The sequence below is a fragment of the Bacillus safensis FO-36b genome, assembly GCF_000691165.1.
GTDB classification, from domain to species: domain Bacteria; phylum Bacillota; class Bacilli; order Bacillales; family Bacillaceae; genus Bacillus; species Bacillus safensis.
In genome coordinates this window covers 437,283-456,166 of the sequence record NZ_ASJD01000003.1, presented here as the reverse complement: position 1 = coordinate 456,166, position 18,884 = coordinate 437,283, and the positions used below count along the sequence as shown (strand labels likewise).

General features: G+C 41.5%; 17 protein-coding genes. All 17 read right to left on the bottom strand.

Annotation, left to right across the window (positions count from 1 at the left end; all coding sequences use genetic code 11):
* Window positions 1-35 precede the first annotated feature (35 nt).
* The 17 genes from BA81_RS10150 to BA81_RS10070 all read right to left on the bottom strand — a co-directional run bounded on the left by BA81_RS10150 (window position 36) and on the right by BA81_RS10070 (window position 18,880).
* Window positions 36-761 (bottom strand): GntR family transcriptional regulator, encoded by a 726-nt coding sequence (locus BA81_RS10150; RefSeq protein WP_024424122.1) that lies wholly within the window; start codon window positions 759-761, stop codon window positions 36-38.
* Window positions 762-924: 163 nt separating this feature from the next.
* Window positions 925-3,300 (bottom strand): FtsK/SpoIIIE family DNA translocase, encoded by a 2,376-nt coding sequence (locus BA81_RS10145; RefSeq protein WP_034281884.1) that lies wholly within the window; start codon window positions 3,298-3,300, stop codon window positions 925-927.
* Window positions 3,301-3,410: 110 nt separating this feature from the next.
* Window positions 3,411-3,647, bottom strand: coding sequence for a YlzJ-like family protein (locus BA81_RS10140; protein WP_008344712.1), 237 nt, complete (start codon window positions 3,645-3,647; stop codon window positions 3,411-3,413).
* Window positions 3,644-4,372: a ClpP family protease gene (locus tag BA81_RS10135; protein ID WP_024424124.1), complete on the bottom strand. Its 729-nt coding sequence runs from the start codon at window positions 4,370-4,372 to the stop codon at window positions 3,644-3,646. The genes BA81_RS10140 and BA81_RS10135 overlap by 4 nt, the downstream gene beginning before the upstream one ends.
* 119 nt (window positions 4,373-4,491) lie before the next feature.
* The gene (gene rnjB, locus BA81_RS10130) at window positions 4,492-6,159 is read right to left on the bottom strand and encodes a ribonuclease J2 (protein WP_034281883.1); all 1,668 of its coding nucleotides are present in this window, start codon (window positions 6,157-6,159) and stop codon (window positions 4,492-4,494) included.
* A 171-nt stretch (window positions 6,160-6,330) separates the two neighbouring features.
* Window positions 6,331-7,197 (bottom strand): 4-hydroxy-tetrahydrodipicolinate synthase, encoded by an 867-nt coding sequence (gene dapA / locus BA81_RS10125; protein WP_024427012.1) that lies wholly within the window; start codon window positions 7,195-7,197, stop codon window positions 6,331-6,333.
* Window positions 7,198-7,227: 30 nt separating this feature from the next.
* Entirely contained in the window at window positions 7,228-8,442 is a 1,215-nt protein-coding gene (dapG, locus tag BA81_RS10120; RefSeq protein WP_034281880.1) for an aspartate kinase, read from the bottom strand.
* Window positions 8,443-8,534: 92 nt separating this feature from the next.
* The gene (asd, locus tag BA81_RS10115; RefSeq protein ID WP_024427010.1) at window positions 8,535-9,554 is read right to left on the bottom strand and encodes an aspartate-semialdehyde dehydrogenase; all 1,020 of its coding nucleotides are present in this window, start codon (window positions 9,552-9,554) and stop codon (window positions 8,535-8,537) included.
* A 139-nt stretch (window positions 9,555-9,693) separates the two neighbouring features.
* Window positions 9,694-10,287: a dipicolinate synthase subunit B gene (gene dpaB, locus BA81_RS10110; RefSeq protein ID WP_024427009.1), complete on the bottom strand. Its 594-nt coding sequence runs from the start codon at window positions 10,285-10,287 to the stop codon at window positions 9,694-9,696.
* Complete coding sequence (gene dpaA / locus BA81_RS10105; protein WP_034281879.1) at window positions 10,284-11,186, bottom strand: dipicolinic acid synthetase subunit A; 903 nt, start codon at window positions 11,184-11,186, stop codon at window positions 10,284-10,286. Before dpaA ends, dpaB begins: the two co-directional genes overlap by 4 nt.
* A 122-nt stretch (window positions 11,187-11,308) precedes the next feature.
* Window positions 11,309-11,581: a YlmC/YmxH family sporulation protein gene (locus tag BA81_RS10100; protein WP_034281978.1), complete on the bottom strand. Its 273-nt coding sequence runs from the start codon at window positions 11,579-11,581 to the stop codon at window positions 11,309-11,311.
* Between the two features lie 62 nt (window positions 11,582-11,643).
* Entirely contained in the window at window positions 11,644-13,605 is a 1,962-nt protein-coding gene (gene asnB, locus BA81_RS10095; protein ID WP_034281878.1) for an asparagine synthase (glutamine-hydrolyzing), read from the bottom strand.
* A gap of 18 nt (window positions 13,606-13,623) precedes the next feature.
* Window positions 13,624-14,178, bottom strand: coding sequence for a hypothetical protein (locus tag BA81_RS10090; protein WP_034281877.1), 555 nt, complete (start codon window positions 14,176-14,178; stop codon window positions 13,624-13,626).
* Complete coding sequence (locus BA81_RS10085) at window positions 14,147-15,142, bottom strand: hypothetical protein (RefSeq protein WP_034281875.1); 996 nt, start codon at window positions 15,140-15,142, stop codon at window positions 14,147-14,149. Before BA81_RS10085 ends, BA81_RS10090 begins: the two co-directional genes overlap by 32 nt.
* A gap of 25 nt (window positions 15,143-15,167) precedes the next feature.
* Window positions 15,168-16,361: an acyl-CoA dehydrogenase family protein gene (locus tag BA81_RS10080; RefSeq protein ID WP_034281872.1), complete on the bottom strand. Its 1,194-nt coding sequence runs from the start codon at window positions 16,359-16,361 to the stop codon at window positions 15,168-15,170.
* Entirely contained in the window at window positions 16,327-17,637 is a 1,311-nt protein-coding gene (locus tag BA81_RS10075) for a type III PLP-dependent enzyme domain-containing protein (RefSeq protein WP_051627346.1), read from the bottom strand. Before BA81_RS10075 ends, BA81_RS10080 begins: the two co-directional genes overlap by 35 nt.
* Complete coding sequence (locus BA81_RS10070) at window positions 17,624-18,880, bottom strand: ATP-grasp domain-containing protein (RefSeq protein ID WP_051627345.1); 1,257 nt, start codon at window positions 18,878-18,880, stop codon at window positions 17,624-17,626. The genes BA81_RS10075 and BA81_RS10070 overlap by 14 nt, the downstream gene beginning before the upstream one ends.
* Window positions 18,881-18,884: the final 4 nt, after the last annotated feature.

Here is an 18,884-nt window from a genome sequence, read left to right as displayed (position 1 = left end):
AACAAAAAGCAGACGCCTATGGAAGCGACTGCTTGTTAAAATCGTTTGCGTATGACATGAAAGCTGAATTTATCCGCTCGAAAATAATTGAGGGAGTATAAGACCGGCTGATCATCCTGATCATAGTGCATTTGTTTCAGTAATAATAACGCCGTTTCAGGGTCACAATCTAGAATCGGTGAGACCTGATCGTGGTAGCCAATTGGTTCAATGTCAGCAACTGCATATTTAATCCCGCTGTGCGGTTCTCTTCCAAACAGCTCAAAAAGAGACTCTTCTTCATGTGTAAAAGAAGCGGGAAGATGTTTGACCGGAATTTTATCTAAACAATAAACAACTGGCTGCCCATCTGCCGTTCGAACGCGTTCCATTGAAAAAATCCCATCAGATTTATCACACTGAAAACGAATGACATCATTCTCTGTTGGCTCCCCTTCTTGCGAGGATAAAAAGATGGTGCCAGGCGTCATATTGACCTGCTCAATCATTTTCGTGACGCTTGTCAGCTGTTCTATGCCTGTCGAAAAAAGTGGTCTTGAATTGACGAAAGTCCCTACCCCATGCCTTCTAATTAAATACTTCTCTTCTTCTAATATACGAAGGGCCTCACGCAGTGTCGCTCTGCTCACACCTAAAAGTTTTGAGAGCTCAAACTCAGAAGGCAGCTTTTCTTTTTCGGCATATACACCTGTTTGAATATCTTCTTTAATACGGTCAATCACTTTCAAATATAAATGGCGATTGTCTGTTTTGGTCGACATGTTTTCCCTCCGTCTAATCAATACAAATGATAAGATGAGAAATCTCTATTCCGAGATAAGTTGAACATAACTATATCATGTTTTTGCAAATAAATAAATAGTCTGACATCCAGTTAACATAATCATACTATCGTTTACTATTTTTCAGGAAAGCTCTCTTCAATTATGAAGAGAGCTCGTCATATTGTTCTTTTGAGAGAAGAACTTCTCTCGGTTTACTTCCTTCATATGGACCTACCACGCCCCGCTCTTCCATTGCGTCAATGAGACGTGCCGCCCGGGTATAACCGATGCGGAATCTTCTTTGCAGCATAGAAACAGAAGCCGTCTGCATGCCGATAATCAATTCAACTGCTTCATCATACAGATCATCTTCCACAGCCGCAAGCTGATCCTGCGTTTCTTCGCTCGGAATCATTTCCTCTTGGTATTGAGCTTTTTGCTGTGTGATCACGTGATCCACAACATGCTCCACTTCTTCATCTGATAAAAAGGCGCCTTGCACACGAACCGGCTTGTTTGCACCAACAGGTAAAAACAGCATGTCCCCTCTGCCCAGCAGCTTTTCTGCGCCTCCCATATCAAGGATCGTCCTTGAATCTGTTTGTGAGGATACGCTAAAGGCAATGCGGGACGGGATGTTGGCCTTAATGACACCTGTAATGACATCGACAGAAGGTCTTTGTGTGGCGATAATCAAATGAATTCCCGCAGCACGTGCCATTTGAGAAAGCCTTGTAATGGAATCCTCCACATCAGAGGAAGCGACCATCATTAAATCTGCAAGCTCGTCTACAATGACAACAATATAAGGAAGCTCTGGCTGTTTAGCATCTTCTGTTTGATTCATCCGTTTAATGTAATCATTATATCCTTCAATATTTCTTGTCCCCGTATGCGAAAACAATTCATAGCGGCGTTCCATTTCGCTGACTACTTTTTTCAGTGCCTGCGAGGCTTTCTTAGGGTCAGTTACGACAGGAGCCAAAAGGTGCGGAATACCGTTATACACATTTAATTCAACCATTTTCGGATCAATCATCATCATTTTCACTTCATGAGGCTTCGCTCTCATGAGAATGCTTGTGATAATACCATTGATACACACACTTTTTCCGCTTCCAGTCGAACCTGCTACAAGCAAATGCGGCATTTTGTTCATTTCAGCAAGCACAGCTTCACCCGAGATATTACGGCCGAGTCCAATGAGGAGCTTAGCATTTGGACGGTCATTTTGCTTCGATTCTAATACCTCTTTTAATGAAACCATAGCAATTTCTGCATTCGGAACTTCGATGCCTATGGCTGATTTACCAGGAATCGGAGCCTCAATTCGAATATCCTTTGCTGCGAGCGCGAGGGCTAAATCATCACTTAGATTGACGATTTTGCTGACCTTCACGCCGACATCTGGATATACTTCATATTTGGTCACAGCTGGACCTAAATGAACCTGTGTGACTTTTGCTTTCACACCAAAGCTTTGAAATGTTTTTTCAAGCTTTCTGGCATTTTCATAAATATTTTTCTTATCTGTTTGCTGACCTGAATGCTGGGGCTCTGCCAAAATATCAAGTGACGGCAATTCGTAATCTTTGTTTTCAAGTTCTGTAAATGTCATCGGCGGTGCCTCTTTTGGTTCATCGACTGTATCTGATTGAACTGGTGCACTTTGCACAGAGTCCTGAAGAGGCGCTGTCTCTTTTGCCGCCTGCTTTTTTTGAACCGTCGGGGTGAGAATGTCATCTCTATCTGCAAAGCTTGAAATAATCGGCTGGCTATTATCAGAAGACGGCGTTTCCTCTTCGATCAAGATCAGATCATCCTCGTCTTCTTCTTCTTGAATGCGTGAACGTTTTTTCTTTTCACCTGTTTTCTGAGAGGACGCGCTCTTTTTCGCCTGCCTGATTCCTTTCATATCTTCAACAAACGCTTTCCACTGCTTCACCATAAATTGTGATAGAGGAATCGTCACTTTTTTCACCATTTCCTGAAGGGATCGGTTTGTAATCAGGACAATTCCAATCAGCATCAGAACAATCGCCATGATTTGCGAGCCTGCTTGTGCAAATAAGAAATAAGAAGCAGCAAACAATACGGCTCCGATCATGCCGCCCCCTAAATCAGGCGATCCTGTTTCACCTTTCATATCCATCAAGAAGAGCTCAAATGTATTTCTAATCACACTTTGAGAGCCAATGACACCAGCAGATGAAAGATGCTGAAAGAGCTTCACATGTGACAAAAGCAAGATACTCGCAATGATGCAGTAGAGACCTGCTTTTCTTCTTGTTAAAATATCTGGGATTTGTTTTTTCCAGAAAATCGTCACACCAAAAAGAAATAATCCGATAAGGCAGAGAATGAACCATTCACCTGCAAAAAATCGGAATAGATGTACAAAGGTTTGTCCAACAACGCCCAGCTGTAAAATGGCAATGATCGCTATGGCAATACAGACTAACCCATTTAATTCATATTTCAGTTTTAGCTGTTTATTTTGTTTTTTTCTCGTTTTCCGTTTTCTCTTTTTAGCCATACTCATCACCTTACTACGAAAGAAAATATAACCTACCGAAAGATCAGAAAGAAAGCAGCCTGGTTTTGGCTGCATCTTGTTGTAAGTTTTCCCTTTATTATAGCATAGAATCATTCATATGAGTCGGTTTGATTGGTGCCTAAATGTAACTTCAATCGCTTGCCTGGTGCAAGCTCTTGATTGAGAAAATCCATTGGATTGGTGCTCATGACTTGAACGATTTCTGCTTCATCTTCTTTCATTTCAACCATCACTGGCACACCTTGAATGTTTACCTGCTGGAGCTTGCGTTCTCCCTGTTCCTCAGCGTAAATGGCTTCATATGGCATAGGCGTATATAAAATCATTGGATCAGCCCCTCGTTTTGAGATGCCCTGTCTCCGATAAGTTCGTTCAACTTTTTAATCGCTTGTCCTACGCCGCCCACTTCATTCATGAGTCCGTATTCTGCTGCCTCATGACCAACGACATTTGTTCCGATGTCTCTCGTCAAATTGCCTTTTGAGAACATGAGCTCTTTAAACTTCTCTTCTGTAATGTTGGAGTGGCTTGTAACAAAGTTAATGACTCTTTCCTGCATTTTATCTAAGTATTCAAAGGTTTGCGGAACGCCAATCACAAGACCTGTTAATCGCACAGGATGAATGGTCATTGTGGCTGTTTCTGCAATATACGAATAGTCACATGATACAGCAATCGGGACACCTATCGAGTGGCCGCCGCCAAGCACAATCGAGACAGTTGGTTTCGATAAAGAAGCAAGCATTTCTGCAATCGCGAGTCCCGCTTCAACATCTCCTCCTACTGTATTTAAGATGATCAGAAGACCTTCTATTTTCGGGTTTTGTTCAACAGCTACGATTTGTGGAATGACATGTTCGTATTTGGTTGTTTTATTTTGCGGTGGAAGCTGCATGTGGCCTTCAATTTGTCCAATAATGGTGAGGCAATGGATATTTGTATCTTGTGGCAGCTGCGGAACGGCTGTTTCACCAAGCTGCTGTATTTTGCTCATAATGCTGTCTTTTTCTTCTGGCTTTCGCTCAGGCTGCTGTTCATTCTTTTCGTCCATTTGTCTCCATCCTTTCCTCAAACTCTTCTCCTATTATGAACAAATAGGGCATATTCCATCCGCATTCCTCATGCCACATCTAAAAAGCCCAAAGAGCTTATGCTCCTTGGGCTTTATCATCACACTTCCATAATAATTGGAATGATCATCGGCTTACGTTTTGTTTTTTCATATAGGAATTGATTTAGCACATCGCGCATGGATTGTTTCAATGTTGACCATTCAACAATTGAGTTTTCCGTTTGCTCTTTGACAATCTCTTTGACCATTTCTGTTGCTTTCACAATCAGCTCTTCGGATTCTCTTACATAGACAAATCCTCTTGTGATGATTTCAGGTCCAGAAATTAATTGTTTCTTTTGTTTATCGAGCGTAATGACAACAATCAAGATACCGTCTTGAGACAATAGACGTCTATCGCGTAACACGATGTTTCCGATATCACCAACGCCAAGACCATCGATCAAAATGTTTCCTTGGTGAACTTTTTCACCGATTTTGACGTTCTGTCCTCTAAACTCAACAACATCTCCTTTATCAATCAAGAAAATGTCACTTCGTTTCATACCTACTTCTTCAGCAATACGAGAATGTGCTTTTTGCATACGATATTCGCCATTCACCGGAATTAAATACTTCGGTTTTAGTAAGTTCAGCATCAGCTTTAACTCTTCTTGGCACCCATGTCCAGATACATGTACACGTTTTTGCGCAAAAATGACTTGTGCTCCGCTCCTTGTAAGGAAATCCACTGTTTTAGAGTATGTGAGTTCTTGTCCAGGAAGAGGTGTAGATGCAATCACAACTGTATCATCTTTTTCAATATGAAGCTGTTTGTGATTTTGCTTCGCCATTTTTGTTAAAGCAGCAAGCGGCTCTCCGTGGCTTCCAGCGGTCAGGATGACCACGTCGTTTTTCGCCATTTTCTTCACTTCTTGAACGGGTACAAATAATTCTTCGTCTGCTGTAACATAACCCAGCTTGATCGCCAGCTGAAGGGTTGTCATCATATTTTTCCCTGCAACGGCAAGCTTACGGCCATTTTGATTTGTTGCATTAATGATTTGCTGCACGCGGTTAATATTAGATGAAGACACAGCAACAATCACACGATTTTCAGCATTGTACATCGCATTTGAGATTTCGTCTTGGACGAGCGCCTCAGAAGGTGTATAGCCTGGTTTTTCCGCATTTGCACTGTCTGAAAGTAGTGCTAAAACGCCGTTGTTTCCAATTTTCGCAATCTCTCCGATGTCACAGGCTTGGTTAAGCGCTGGGGTTTGATCAAATTTAAAATCACCTGTGCATACGATTGAACCAAGAGAGGTTTTGAAGCTGATCCCAACTGAATCAGGAATGCTGTGATTCGTTCTAAAGAACGATACTTTTGTTGTTTCAAAAGTAATAACTGATTTTGCATGTACCTCACGCAAATCAGCTTTTTGATTGAAGCCATACTGCTTTAATTTTTCTCGAAGTAACGCAAGGGTCAGCTTCGTTCCGTAGACTGGTACAGACAATTTGCTCAAGCAATGGAATACGCCTCCGATTGCTTCATCATGTCCGTGGGTAAGAAAAATTGCTTTCACCCGATCAGCACGCTCTGTTAAATAAGAGATATCAGGAATGACGACGTCAATGCCCAGCATTTCATTTTCTGGATGCATTAAACCTGCATCTACTACATATATGTCCGAATCAATCTCAATGACATATAGGTTTTTTCCGATTTCTCCAACGCCTCCGAGTGCAATAATTCTTACGTTCTCTGTATTTTTCTTTTTCAAAATTCTTATCCTCCTAGTCTCAAGCCCGTCCATCATCGCTTAATGCTATTATAACTGAATCTAATTTTAGAAAACAAGATGAAGTCACATTTTAAGAAAGTGTTTATGTATAAAAAACGGTCATACTCAGGGACATCTGAGAATGACCGCTTACGAAATCTTTTGTTTTGATCAGCTGTTTAAAACGCTGCTTAAATCCAGTCTCTCTTCTTCTGACAAAGGCAAAAGCGGAAGACGAACAGATCCGACATCTAGTCCTTTCAGCTGAAGGGCTGTTTTGACAGGTGTTGGATTTGGCGCTGAGAAAAGCTGTTTCATGATTGGAAGCAGCTTTTGATGGATCAAAGCTGCATTCGCTGTCTGGCCTGAAGCATAGCTTTTCAGCATTTGCTGCATATCCAGTCCTACGATATGAGACGCAACCGAGACAACTCCTTTTGCACCAACAGATACAGCCGGAAGTGTTAAACTGTCGTCCCCTGAATATACGTCGAAATCTTCTGGCGTCTCTGCAATGATTTTTGTCATGGCATCGAGATCGCCGCTTGCTTCTTTGATGGCAACAATGTTAGGTATTTGCGCAAGCTTAATCGTTGTTTCTGGTGCTAATGACGCAGCCGTTCTTCCTGGTACATTGTAAAGCATGACAGGAAGAGATGTAGACTCGGCAATGGCTTTAAAGTGTGCATACATGCCTTCCTGTGATGGCTTGTTGTAATAAGGTACGACAAGCATCACTGCATCAACGCCCGCTTCTTCTGCTTTTTTCGTTAGTTTGATAGACGCATTTGTATTATTACTGCCTGTTCCTGCAATGATTTTACAACGACCATTTGCTAATTTGACCGATTGCTGAAAAAGAGCGACTTTTTCTTCATTCGATAAAGTTGGCGATTCGCCTGTTGTCCCTGCAACGACTAAGGAGTCACTGCCGTTTTTTAACAAGTAATCAATGAGAATTGATAGCTTTTGGAAATCGATGTTGCCCTTTTTATCAAAAGGTGTAATCATAGCTGTTGCGATATTTCCGAAATTCATTTTTTTCACCTCATCATGATTCAATCACATTTATCTTGAAAGTTCAAACACTTCATGCAGGGCATTGACAGCCGCTCTCATGTTTTCTTCGTTCACTAACACCCAAATGGTCGTATGACTGTCAGCCGATTGTAAAATCGGAATGTTTTGCTCGGATAGAGCCGTTACAATTTTAGATGTGACACCTGGTACACCCATAATGCCTGCGCCAACAGCTGATACTTTCGCACAATTTGTTGTCACAATTGGTGTATAGCCAAGATCTTTTAGGATCGACGTTGCCTTTTCAGTCATTGCACCTGTCACTGTATACACAATTTCACTCGGTGTGATATTGAAGAAGTCGACACTGATTTGTGCGTTTGCCATTGCTTTGAAGACCTCTGTTTGTACGCTGTACTGACCTTCTTTTGCAGGGACTTTGATTTGTGTCACATCATTGACATGTGCAATACCCGTAATGAGGCGGTCATACACATCATGGCTCATTTTATCTGAGTAGTGTGATGTAACGAGCGTGCCCTCATCATCAGAGTATGTTGAACGGACCCTCATTGGTACTTTTGCCTGCATCGCAATTTCAACAGCTCGCGGGTGAATGACTTTTGCCCCTTGATATGCGAGGTTGCAAATTTCCGTATATGTCACGACTCTCAGCGGTTTTGCATTTTCAACAATGCGGGGATCTGCTGTCATAACGCCTTCTACATCTGTAAAAATATCAATAAAGTCTGCCTGCAATGCAGCGCCTAAAGCTGCTGCGGACGTATCACTGCCACCTCGTCCGATTGTTGTCACGTCTCCATTTTTCGCCGCTCCCTGGAACCCAGCGACAACGACAACATCATGTTCAGACAGTGCTGCTTCCAGACGTTCGCACTTCATGTCAATAATTTTCGCACTTGTATGCTCCTTATCTGTCACAAAGCCCGCCTGAGCTCCAGTCATCGCTACAGCCTTTAGACCGTTTTCATTCAGCATACTTGAAAACACAACAGCTGAGATATTCTCCCCGCAGGAAACAAGTAAGTCTTTTTCTCTGTTTGTCATATGCTGCGCGCTGCCGTAAAGCAGACCGAGCAGCGTATCTGTCGCATAGGGATCGCCTTTTCGTCCCATTGCAGAAACGACAACAACCGACTTATAGCCTTTCTCTTTTGCAGATAAGATATGTGCAAGTGCCCTTTTTCTACCTTGATCATCTTTGACAGATGTACCGCCAAATTTTTGGACAATTATTTTCACTGTTTTCACTCCAAGTTCATTCTGACGTAACAGAAGAGAGCAGGCGAAAGATGCCTAACTCTCTTCTGTTCGTCCTCATCATCCATTGAATGTTAAACTAATTTTAATGCTTTTAAGCTTTCTGCAATTTGAACAGAGTTCCATGCAGCGCCTTTAAGCAGGTTATCAGATACAATCCACATATGGAACCCGTTTGGACGGTCCAAATCTTTCCGAATGCGGCCGACAAATACGTCGTTTTTCCCAACAGCATCTGCTGGCATTGGATAAATTTGCTGAGACGGATCATCTTGCAGCGTAATTCCTGGTGCATCTTTTAGAATTGATTTGAGGTCTTCCACTGTTGCATCATTTGATTCTAGTTCGACGTAGACAGATTCTGAATGACCTGTTTCAATTGGAAGCCTTACGCATGTTGCAGCTACTTCCAGCTCAGGCATATGCATGATTTTTTTCGTTTCGTTGATCATTTTCATTTCTTCGAATGTATAACCGTTGTCTTGGAATTTATCAATTTGCGGAATCGCATTAAATGCAATTTGATAAGGCATGACTTCTGGTGTTACATCCTCTTTATTTAAAATGGCTTGTGATTGGCTGTATAGTTCGTCAATGGCTTCATGTCCCGCACCTGATACTGCTTGATACGTAGAGACAATAACTTTTTTCATTCCATATGCCTGACGAAGCGGTTCTAATGCCGCTACCATTTGAATCGTTGAACAGTTAGGGTTTGCAATGATCCCTTGATGATCATGCAAATCTTTTTCGTTTACCTCTGGTACGACAAGAGGGATGTTTTCGTCCATACGAAAAGCACTTGTGTTGTCAACAACAATCGCACCTCGTTTGACTGCTTCAGGAGCCAGCGCTTTAGAAACATTTCCTCCAGCACTGAATAATGCAATGTTCACTCCTTCAAAGCTTTCAGGTGTTGCTTCCTGAACAGTGTACTCTTGACCTCTGAATGTCACTTTTGTTCCAGCAGAACGTTTTGAGGATAGTAGAGTAAGTGTATCCATTTCAAAATCTCTGTCAGCTAGTGTTTTTAACATTTGTTGACCGACAGCTCCAGTCGCTCCAACTACAGCTACATGCAATCCTCTTCCCATCAGTAAAACTCCTTCCGACCCATCCATGATTCTTTTCTTTCGGATGGCCATCCTATGACTTTTTACATTTTATTTTACCATAGAAAAGCAAGGCTTGAAGCATCTTTTTTGAATCTTTCATGATTTTCTAGTGAATCTATTATTCGTTTGGTCCAATTAAAATTGGCTGAATTTGTCTATGCTGGAGTGCCTCTTCTACTGTTTGAGATAGCAGATCCATGTTCGCGACCATAGAGGTCGGTTTTTTGAATGGATCATCCTGACCAAACGGAATAAAGAAAATATTCTTTGTCGACATGAGCCTCATCAGATTTGTACCATTTAAACCTAACGCATCATTTGTTGAGATTCCTAAAACGACAGGTCGATGATTCCGTATGGTTGCTTTAGCAGCCATTAAAACAGGACTGTCTGTCATGGCATTTGCAAATTTCGCCATCGAGTTTCCAGTTAAAGGAGCAATGACCATACAATCAAGCGGCAGCTTAGGCCCGAGCGGCTCTGCTTTCACGATTGAGTCAATCGCTTGAAATCCAGTCAGCTTCTCAATCCGTTCGATCCACTCGGCTCCATCTCCAAATCTCGTATTCGTGCTCTGCACCGTGTACGACACCACTGGACGCACCTCTGCCCCTTCTTTTACAAGCGCTTCGATTTGCGGAAAAACAGCTTCATACGTACAGTGGGAACCTGTTAAACCAAAGCCGATTCTTTTCCCTTTTAATGTTGTCATGATTCCATCCCCCTTTTTTCCTCCGCAAGTTCACATAAAAGCCCGGAAAGCACTTTTGCAATGATTTGTCCTGCTGTTTTTGGTGCAACAATCCCCGGGAGTCCTGGTGCAAGAAGTGCCTTCACTCCGTGCTTTTGTGCAAAGTCAAAGTCTGTTCCGCCTGGGCGTGAGGCGATATCCAAAATGAGTGTCTTTGGTGTCATGCTGACAATGACAGATGAATCTAATACAAGACTTGGAATGGTATTGATGATAATATCAACATCCGTTACTTCCTCTTTTAACTGGTCCATTGAAAATGGATGAAGACCCATCTCAAAGGCCCGCGCTAAATGTGCTGTGTCTGCCGCCCCTACTTTTACGTCTGCCCCTAGTGCCCGAAATGTGCGGGCAATGGTGAGTCCTGTTCTTCCAAGTCCGAGGACTGTGACATGAGACCCGTGAATCGTATAGTCCGTTTGCTGAATGGCCATCATGATAATTCCTTCAACTGTTGGAATAGAGTTATATATGGCAATATCATCTCGCTCAAACAGCTTCACAAGCTTCCGGTTCACCTGCTTTGCCAGATTGTCTAAGTACGTATTTGAAATACCTGAGTACAAGGTACAATGGGCAGGGGTTCTTTCTAAATATTTAGCTTCCAGCAAGACCTGCTCGTTTGAAAAAACTGTAGCAACAGCGCCTTCATCCGTTGTCCCAGATACTGGCAGGATCATACTGTCTACTTGTTCGAATGGAAGTTCAGACATTTTCAGCTTTTCAGCACCGATAAATCCATGATCCAGCTGGTCAAATCCAACCAAAAATACTTTGGCATGCTGCTGTGACAACTTGCGAATAATTTCAAGCTGCCTTGCATCTCCACCGATCACCGCAACCGTTAAACCGCTCAACATACTGACCGTTCACCTTCTTTATTTAAAAAAGTCTGTAATATTTTCTGAATCTCCCTTTCAGCATATGAGGAGAGGATTCAGCCTGTGAACAAATCAGAGAGAGAAAAGAAAAAGAGCACCCATTATTGCGGGTGCTCTTTTTCTCCGTGCAGCTGAAGTTCTTCAGGCACATCGAGAATGATCATATCTGATCCTATTTTTTGAATGTGATTCCACGGGACGCGGATGTCATTTCCTTGTTTTCGAAAGCCAAACCACTTCACGGAAGGTATAATGAGTGCTGTAATTTGACCGTCCTGTTCATTGATTTCAAGGTCAGTTTGTCCAAGCACGCCAAGCCGCTCCGCTCTTTTAATATCGACAATCTCTTTTCCCGACAGTTCACTCAGCCTCAAAATCGCATCACTTCCCTTCCGTATCATATATGCAGCAGGCAAGAGGAATAGACCGGATCTCTTTAATGACTAGTTTGGAGAGGAAGCCGCGCCTCTTTCATGTAGTGATCATGCCATAATTCCAAGTTGTAAAGCATCCAGACTTTTTGATCCGCTCCATTTTTGTTTTTCTGATTCGAATGATTTCGTAAAAATTGCTCTAGCGGCTTTCTTTGAAACAGTTCTGTTGCAAAGCTTTGTTGATCAAGAAGCTTCTCTTCGATTTCTTTCATCCTTTTGCTCATCCAATGATACACAGGAACCGGAAAACCCATTTTTCTTCTATATAATATACGCTTATCCACCGTTTGCTCCATTGTCTTTTTCAACATATATTTCGGAATGTCTTGTACCTCACTTGTTTTGAGACTCGACTGAAAAAAGGCTTGCAGCCTGCTAGGCAGTCCTTTATAAGGAAGCTTATATTTGAAGGGCATGTCATTGACAAATTGGATGATGCGATGATCAAGAAATGGAACACGCGCTTCTAGTCCATGTGACATCGTCATCATATCCAGCCGGTCTAACAGATTGGGTAAATGAATCTGCTGAAATAAATAGAGCAGTTTATTTTCATAAGACTCCCCCCCCATCTTTTGAAAACAATGGGCAATAAACTGGTTCATGTGCGAGTCAGGAGGATCAATTGAATCAGCGTGACGACTTAAAAGCAGCTCTTTTTCGCCAGCAGTAAACCATGCATACCTTTTTTTGTAATGATCCATCTCACCTTCAAGGTGGATCATTTGATGGACCTCGTGCTGAAAGGATGGTTCAAATAATACCTTAGAAAGGATGGAGGACAGTTTTCTGTTTTTTTGAAGCCATAAAATTTTCCGCCAATCTGCTGGACTCCTAAAGACACGTCCATAACCTGCAAACAATTCATCCGCTCCTTCACCACATAAAACAACCGTCACGTGCTTTTTTGCTTCCCGTGACATATGGTAAAAAGCGACTTCATGAGGAATAGAAAGAGGATGATCTCTTCGCTTCACAACTTCAGGCAGTAATTGAAAGTACTCTTCTTCACTCATTCGATGTGAGTGAAGCTTGACATTGTATTGATCTGCCGCGAGTTTGGCATAACTTTCTTCAGAAAAGCCTTCCTCTTCAAAGCTGGTCGAAAAACAATGAATATTCTCGTTTTTGTATTTGGACATCAAAGCGACAATCGAAGTCGAATCCACTCCCCCGCTCAAAAAAGCTCCCACAGGCACATCAGACATCATCTGTTTTTGCACACTATCTTGAATTAATTCAAACAATTCCTTTTGATAATAACGTTCTCCCCGATCGATCCCATCAGCCGGAAGCGGATATTGCCAGTAGGCCTCTTTTGTTATGCCTGTTTCATCTATTCTCAAGATAACACCTGGGGGTAATTTTTGAATTCCTTGAAAAAAAGTCTGCTCTCCGATCGAATAACGGAAGGATAAATAACTAAGAACAGCCTCCGGCTCAATAGCAGTTTTTATGTCAGGATGCTGAAAAAGAGCCTTCATTTCCGATCCAAAAATAAGCCCTCCCCGGCATTCTGAAACATACAGCGGTTTGATCCCAGACCGGTCTCTAAACAAATAAAGTGCTTTCTTCTTTTTATCCCATATCGCAGCTGCAAACATTCCGTTTAATTGCTCAACAAAGGAAATTCCGTATTCTTCATAACCATGAACAAGTACTTCTGTATCTGTCTGCGTACGAAACAAATGGCCTTTATTCCATAATTTCTCTCTTAAATCTTTGAAATTATAAATCTCACCATTTAGAATCACACAGATAGAATCATCTTCATTTGTTATTGGCTGCGGTCCAGATTGAATATCAATAATGGAAAGCCGCGTATGAACCAAACCAACTGAGTCATCTTGATATACACCACTATCATCAGGTCCACGCACAGCAAGGGCGTTTTTCATCTTCAGTAAGATGTGAGGATCTAGTGGTGCTTGGTTAAAATGACAATAACCTGCAATGCCGCACATAGACATGGCTCCCTTCCATTAATGATTTGACTGCTGAATCGTCATTGCGAAAATATGCATAAATGGATTATCTTGAAAGCGAATTTCATCAAAAACTACTTTTTTCGAGAAGGTGAGCGAATCAAGCCATAGGTTTGATGTCATATGATGATTAATGCCGGATACCGTATGAATATAATCAAATGCATATGCCGCTCGATCATGAAATGCAGGTTCACGTTCAATCACATCCGTTAATGAAAGCCGAGTCTCACAGACAACGTTCCCCTCTCGTAATAATGAAATCTCTTCGTAAAGATTGCCATTGGATGAACAGCCAACGACATGAAGCGCTTCTGCTTCAAGTGGCGGAAAATGAAGAGACTGTCCCTCTAATTCAATATTGTCTCCTTGATCTTGATATATGAACTGAAATGGAATCCCTTCGATAAAAGGATCTTGCACGTTCATAATTAACTCAGCCGGCAAAGAAGCTCCGCCAATTGTTAATTGGCCTTTTTCATATTCATTTTGATATGTGATGCCTCTGTTATTGACATAATCATGAAGAGAAAGAGTTTGATAAGTCTTCATTTTGAATCACCTCTTTTAGTTCTGTGAGCAGGCTGGTCTCCACTTCTAATGTTTTTTGAAACCGATTCGCCGTTCTTTCTATCATACTGCGAGGATTTTTACTGAGGCCTACTCTAGCCGTAAAATTGGCGAGTACTGTCCAGCTTTGATAAGCATCTTCAAACGCTTGAATAAGGGGATGTAAAAGCTCATTTTCATAAGAAGATAGGAATGTCACCATATGTTTTCTGGAATTAGCCACATCCTTTAGTCCTTCAAAGTAAACATTGTCTAATAAATTTCCAGTTTCATTGTCTTTGATACTATCAATATAATCCCTTTGAATGACTGAAATAGCGCCCAGCCCTGTGACTGCTCCAGGCAAATCAAAATGCGGCGGTGCTCCTTCTAATATGGCCGCATGCTCTTTTAATATCACCAGCACATCCGGTTCTTTCTGAAGTTCCACATGTTTAATCCACTTATAACGATTTTCGGTTCGAGGTGTATGTTCATATACAGAGCGCGCAGCTTTCATCAAATGGTCTTTACTCAATGTGCCATGATAGGAGTATGCATGATCACTGACCACTGCATGATCATCATTCACCTCAAGTACTTCCAATGTGTGATACCCATGTTCTCTTTCGTAAAATGGACAGTACGGTAATTCAAATATATCTAGGGAAACAGACACAGTCCCTCCGCTTGGATGCTGTTTAAACACACGATTGATATAGAGGTCTAATTCCTCTTCCGTGTAAAAAATTTCTTCTAAATGAATGCCATTATGATGAAGAATATCCTCACGAAAATGTTTAAAGGAACCGATCAAAACAAACCCTTTGTCTTGGGGTCTATAAACAAGGCCTGCCTGCCTCCAAATCCTATCAATTTCAATCCCTTTTCTAAGAAGCATGGCTGCAATCGTTAATTGAGAACAGTTTAAGTAATTGTTCCGGTAAATAGGTGCTGCAGTAGCCACTTATGTCTCCTCCTTTTTCTTGCCATCATACCCATCGATTTTTTAACGGGATAATGCCCAGCTCTTTTTTCGCAATCACTTCTTTTAATAAATCTTCAGAAGGCGGATGAAATTTTGCCGCTTTCACATCTCGGCTTAAACGCTCGAGCAAAGATCCTTGCTGTAATGAAGAAAAACCCTCGACCTGAGAAGCTAGCTGCACGATTTCTTCTGCTGCTTGCGTCACAAAATGTTTTGTAATCAGTGTCTTCGTATACAAATCACTTGAGTAATGATTTTGTTTCTTTTCTTGATCTGCTTGCTGAGCGCAAGCCATAAGCTGAGAATGTGCAACATCTAATTTAATTTTCATATCTGCAATACGAAATTGTGGACCTGGTAAAAAGGCTGATTTTTTCTTGGAAATTCGATCATTTCTTTTATATGCCATACCGAGGGCATGTTCATATGCTGCTTTTGCAATGCCATAATAAACAGCTGTAACAGCTAGACGAAACCAGTAAATTAAATTTTCAGTATCTTCTATCGCGTAGCCTTCCCGTCCGATTAGCTGATGATCGGGTATAAACACTTGGTCAAAATGAATGTGATGACTCATCGATGCCCTCATGCCCGAATAATTCCACGATTCTTCAATCGCAGCGCCTTCAGTAGGTAATGTCATTAATAGAGCCGTCATTCCATATTGAGATGTGCATGACGACGGAGCATACTGACAATAAATCGGTAAATATTTAATGCGCGGTGCACCAGTTACTGTAAATTTAGTTCCGCTTACAAGATATCCGCCATCTGTTTTTTCTGCGGTAATGGTCGGAATTCCGTCCATTTGCTTACGCTGATAAATAAAAATCACATTCGGATCGCTAACAGAAGCGATTAGTTCTCCTGAACGCCGAATATCGTCAAAAACCATGGCCTGCTGCTCACTTGTAAGCACTTCAGAAAATGCGCCGAGCGAATAGTAATGCATCGCCATAATGAGTCCTGTCGACGCGCATCCTTTAGATATGTGTGACAAAAGAGTCACCGTTTCTTCAAATCCATAACCAAGACCCCCGTCTTGTTTCGGCATATTGGCGACATGTAATCCACAATCAATCAGTTCGTCTAGATTTTGATGCGGGAACTGAAATTTGTCATCAAGCTGACTCGCCCTTTCCGAAAATTGCAAAATAAGACGATCAATCGTTTCTTGACGTAGCTCTGTCAGTGTCATATTCATCCCTCCTTTGTGTAAAGAATAATCTATTTTGTTTTAATAAAAGATCATCCGGGGTCCCTCTCTCTCGAATGACATAATCGTTTCCTTCAAACAAAAGCAGCTCTAGCGGAGAAGAATGACCTAAAAATAAGGTAGGACTGTAGCAAAGTCCATATGCCCCAGATTTCTCAATACAAAGAAGATCACCTACATCGCCTTGCGGAAGCTCCACCTGCCGGCCAATTAAGTCTTCCGGAGTACATAGTGGACCTACAATCGATTGTTTCACTACAGCTGAGGGCTTGCTGGAAGGTTTAATGAGCCGCATTGGATAATTATTGCGGAGCAGCCTGCCTCTAAACGTCATCGCTTGATGATGATGCATTCCTCCATCTGCAATTAAAAACGTCTGTCCTTTTGATTCTTTTACATATTGTATAGTGGTTAAATAAACCCCACATTCCGCTAAAAGGAATCTCCCCATCTCAATAATAAACCTCGGAAATTCCAGCTCAGTTTCGTACGTTCGAATCAATTCCGCTACGCTTTGAAATAAACGTTCAGCATGAAGAGGTGTCTCATGCTGAAAATACGGAATGCCAAACCCACCGCCTAAATCAACCATCTGGCATGTTAGTCCAAATTCATTCTTGATTCGAACAGCTGTGTTGAGCGTGTATTCAAACGATGATAAAAGCGATGTTTCATCAAGAACCTGCGTTCCCAAATACATATGAATCCCTTTAAATAAGAGAGAATGATCATACTTCTGAAATAGGTCAAATACGTCTTTCAGTTTGGATTCATCTATCCCAAATGGACTTGGAACTCCGCCCATTTTGATTTTTGCCCGTGACTCAATGGATTCAGGATTAATCCGAATGCCTACTGATACCTGTTTATCCTGATGCTTTGCAGACTCAGCGATATAAATGAGCTCTTCCTTTGATTCGGCGATAATACAATAGATCTCATGCTGAATAGCGGCATCGATCTCTTGCTTCTGCTTACCAGGGCCAGAAAAAATGATATGCTCCGGGGAATAACCTGCTTTTACAGCCATAAGGAGCTCCCCTGCAGAAGCCACTTCTATACCAGCCCCAAAAGACCGTAACAGTGACGCAATTGAGGCATTTCCATTGGACTTAAATGAAAAGAACACCTCAGCTGATTGATGGAGCCATGCTGTAATGTGATCATAGTGATCTTTTAATGCATCTCCATCGTATACATACATCGGCGTCCCATAACCATTCGCTTTCTCTAAGAGCGTAGCGTCATTTTTCGGCAAATTCCCTCCCCCTTTCAGCTGAAAATTCCATATCATCAAACTTTGTCAGCATATGAATCTGCTTGTCCTTCTTCATATGGTAAAACAATATAAACAGTCGATAGTGCCACATATTATCCGCTCTCGTTTTACCGAAAGTATAAATAAAAAACCCACCATCTTCTCCGGGATCGAGTGCTTCTGTTACCTCCGTTAACACATCTTCAAACGGCAGGTCGGCACTGCTTGAGAATCTTTTAAAGCGGCTTTCAATATATTCGTAGGTTGAAAAAAAACGGCAAATGATTGGGAGTAAATAAGTAACCTGCGTAAACCTTGCATTTATTTCAATGATCGGTATGAGCTGTTCATTAATATCAATGATCGAATCAACGCCAACCACGCCTCGATACCCTTCTGCATATAGAAGCTCTATGATTCGATGCATGCTTACTTCATATTCACGTTTTTTGTCCTGTTCATAAATAGGCGCAAAATTCGTCCCTAAGTAGATGCCGTCCTCATTGATTTTCTGTTCTGTAATTGAAAGTAAGTGTGATCCTTCCTCTTGAATGAGCAATTGGGCATTTAAAGATCGCTTAATTGGATGCCATCCCTCTAAGAGGAGGTCTGTTTGAATTTTTCTTCTTTCAATAAAAGTCACTAACTGCATGAATTCTCTCTCGCTTTTTAAAATACGAAGTCCCTTACCAGATGATCCATAAGGTAATTTCAGAACCATTTTTGAGAAATGATTCGCCCTTAATTCTTCATACGTCTGTTTTAACTCGTCAGCATTTTGACAAACAGCACCACACGTAACATTAAACTGATGTTCTTCTGCCCACTTTCTAGTCGAAACCTTATGATTAAATCGCTTTACGAGTGTTGGATTTGAACCATAAATCTTTCTTTTTTCAAGTGGCGAATCTTGATCAACCGATTCATCTAAAAGATAGGGTACAATGAGTCCCTTTAAATTGAACGCATCTTCTTTTTGAATCATATGTGGAAGCTTGATACCCTGCTTTTCCAAATAGACTAAAAAAGCTGGTTCTGGCTGATGATGCATGATGACATGATGATCCTTAGAAGCAATCAAAAGCAGTTGTTGTTCTTGCTGAAGAACGAGTTCATTTTGAACATGGTCTGTCATCACAGGTAAAGCCTTTGTTTGATCCCAGATTTGTTCTTGATTCATATTCCCAAACCATATCACGTCGTTTCTTCCCTTAAAATCAAATAGAGCTGCCGGATCTTTCATCACA